Origin of the sequence: Protofrankia sp. Cj3 (assembly GCF_917627355.1) — a bacterium.
Classification (GTDB): domain Bacteria; phylum Actinomycetota; class Actinomycetes; order Frankiales; family Frankiaceae; genus Protofrankia.
In genome coordinates this window covers 1-2,886 of record NZ_CAKJTR010000013.1, presented here as the reverse complement: position 1 = coordinate 2,886, position 2,886 = coordinate 1, and the positions used below count along the sequence as shown (strand labels likewise).

Here is a 2,886-nt window from a genome sequence, read left to right as displayed (position 1 = left end):
GCGGACGGGAGTCCCGGGGAGATGCGGAGGATGCGAGGCCTTCGAGCCGGCGGACCACTACGGGAGATCTTCATGGTGAGCGTCAGTCATCCCGGGAGCGCGTTCCCCTGGCCGCCGGTGTGAAGCGGCGCGGGTCCGGCACGCTGGCCGTGGCCGTCGAGGTGGAGGCCGCGCCGGCAACCGTGTTCGCGGCGTTGACGGACTGGGAGCGTCAGGGCGAGTGGCTGCTGGCGACGACGGTGGTCCGAAGCCGCCAGGGCGGGATCGGGGTCGGCGGATGCATCATCGCCCGTACCGGGATCGGCCCGCTGGTGCTCGTCGACTCAATGGAGATCGTCGAGTGGGAGCCGCCGTACCGCTGCCTGGTTCGCCATACCGGCCGGGCGGTGCGCGGGGGTGGCGCCTTCGTGGTGGTTCCCCTGCCCGCCGGGCGGTCGCGGTTTGTCTGGTCCGAGGACCTGGAGCTGCCGCTGGGATGGCTCGGCCGGGCCGGGTTCGCGCTACTGCGGCCGATGGTTGTGGGTGCGTTGTGGGTGTCACTGCGCCGGTTCGCTCGGAACGTTCGAAAAGTGACGTGCGGCTGACCTCCGACTGACACCGCAGCCGGATCGTCGTAACGTTCTGATCATGGGCGTTGGTCCGGATTGCGTGTGTGTTGTCCATTCAGAGGCATCTCTGGTGCTTCGCGATCCCGGCAAGCCGCGTCTGTTGTGGCGCTGCGGGGTGACGTGTTTCGGTTCCCGGCCTGTTCTCCGGGATAATCGCCGGTGGTAGCAGGTCCGACGGCAGGAAGAGGTGCACCGATGGCGGCCATGAAGCCGCGGACGGGTGACGGTCCGCTCGAGGTCACCAAGGAGGGCCGCAGCATTATCATGCGCGTCCCGCTGGAAGGGGGTGGCCGTCTTGTGGTGGAGTTGTTGCCCGACGAGGCGAAGGACCTTGGGGACGCGCTGAAGTCGGCCGCCGGCTAGACGCGCGGCCAGCGTGTTCGACGTTCCAGCGGACGCCGGGTGGGCCGTCCCCCGCCCACCGATCGTGACGCTGCGGGCCGGTACGCCATTGGAGGTCGGCGTGCCGGTCCTGGCTTTGTTGACCTTCCCCGTGGGGAAGGAGGTCGTCACGGCCGCGGTGACGGCGGCCGGTCGCGCGGTCGGGCACTCGCTCGGTCTTGACCTGGATCTTCTGCTGGACGCGGAGCGGGCCAGCGGCGAGCCGGCGGAGGTGGTCGTCGTCCCGCTGGGGCGGGCCGACCCGCCGACGAGGCTGCTGCTGGTGGGAGCCGGCAGGCGGGATCCGGCGGCCTGGCGTGCGGCTGGTGCGGCGTTCGCCCGCCGGGCCGCGTCCGCCAGCCGGGCGGCCGTGCTCGCGGACGCCGAGACCGGGGTCGACGCCATCGGCCTGCGCGCGTTCACCGAAGGCCTGTTGCTGGCCGCTTACCGTCCGTTGGTCGCTGCCTTGACCGACGGCGCCGCCGCGCTGACCGGCGACGGTGACGGTGACGCCGGTGACGGGACCACTGATGATCGCTCGAAGGCCCTGCGGGAAGCCACGATCATTGTCGCGAACCCCCGGGATCCCGAGCTGCGTGCCGCCGTCGCCGTCGCCACCGTGACCAGCCGTGCCGTGCATCTCGCCCGCGATCTGGCCAATATGCCGAGCCTGGTCAAGTCGCCTGAGTGGTTCGCCGCGCGCGCGGTCGAGACCGCCCGTGCGGCCGGGCTCGACGCGCACGTCCTGGGTCCGACGGAACTCGCCGAACAGGGCTTCGGCGGGCTGGCCGCGGTGGGCGCGGGTTCGTCGCGGCCACCGCGGCTGGTGCGGTTGAGCTACGACGGTGCTCCGGCGTCCGATCCCGGCTGTCCACGCGGCCGGCATGTGGCACTGGTGGGTAAGGGGATCACCTTCGATTCCGGCGGCCTGTCGTTGAAGCCCGCGACGTCCATGGCCGCGATGAAGACGGATATGGCGGGGGCGGCTGCCGTGCTCGCGACCATGACGGCCCTGCCGGCCATGGGTGTGCGGGACCGGGTCACCGGTCTGCTCTGCCTCGCGGAGAACATGATCGGTGGTGCCGCTATGCGGCCCGGTGATGTCGTCTCCTGCTGGGGCGGAACCACCGTCGAGGTGCTCAACACCGATGCCGAGGGCCGCCTTGTGCTTGCGGACGGGCTTGCCTACGCGGCCAGCCTCGCGCCTGATGCGATCATTGACCTGGCGACGCTCACCGGCGCGATCACGGTTGCGCTGGGCCGCCGGACGGCCGGCCTGTTCTCCTCCGACGACGCGCTTGCCAGTGAGCTGTTCCGGGCGGCTCAGACAGCCGGTGAGGGGCTGTGGCGGCTGCCACTGGTCGATGAGTACCGGCCGGCCCTGGAGTCCGGTGTGGCGGATCTCGCGAACATCGGCACCGCGCTGGACGTGTCCGGCGGGTCGATCACGGCCGCGCTGTTCCTGCGGGAGTTCACCGGCGGTATCCCCTGGGCGCACGTCGATATCGCCGGTACCGCCCGCGCGGACAGCGACGACGGTGAGATCAGCAAGGGCGGCACCGGCTGGGGCGTGCGCACGCTGCTGGCGTGGCTCACATCCTGAGGTCCTGCCCAGCATCCCGTGAGCGAGCCTGGGCGCCCGCGGTGGAGCCGCGGGGTGGGTTGTGGGTGGGGTGTTGTTCTCGATCACTGTTAGGTGATCGAGGGCCCTGTGGTGGGGTCAGCCGACCGGTGACGACTTCGCGACGACCGCGACGACCAGGCCGTCGCCGGCGGTGAGGAGCATCGGGGTCAGCCGGACGTCGTCCCGTACGGCGGTCGCGAGTTCCCGGGCCGCGATGGCCTCGGAGTCGCGAGCCTCCAGGTCCGCGACCCGCCCACCGGCGAGCATGCCGGC

The 2,886-nt window shown here is 71.2% G+C and carries 3 protein-coding genes; all 3 read left to right on the top strand.

Features of this window, described 5'->3' with window-relative positions; genetic code table 11:
• Positions 1 to 584, top strand: a 584-nt coding sequence (locus MJ783_RS03085) for an SRPBCC family protein (RefSeq protein ID WP_239308385.1), incomplete at its 5' end; no start/stop codon positions are given.
• Between the two features lie 219 nt (positions 585 to 803).
• Positions 804 to 971: a DUF3117 domain-containing protein gene (locus MJ783_RS03080; RefSeq protein WP_013872340.1), complete on the top strand. Its 168-nt coding sequence runs from the start codon at positions 804 to 806 to the stop codon at positions 969 to 971.
• 13 nt (positions 972 to 984) lie between these two features.
• Entirely contained in the window at positions 985 to 2,592 is a 1,608-nt protein-coding gene (locus tag MJ783_RS03075) for a leucyl aminopeptidase (RefSeq protein ID WP_239308384.1), read from the top strand.
• Positions 2,593 to 2,886 lie beyond the last annotated feature (294 nt).

What these genes read in the sequence shown, in the direction of transcription:
- MJ783_RS03080 (WP_013872340.1), top strand. Translation starts at nt 804, where the DNA reads ATGGCGGCCATGAAGCCGCGGACGGGTGACGGTCCGCTCGAGGTCACC.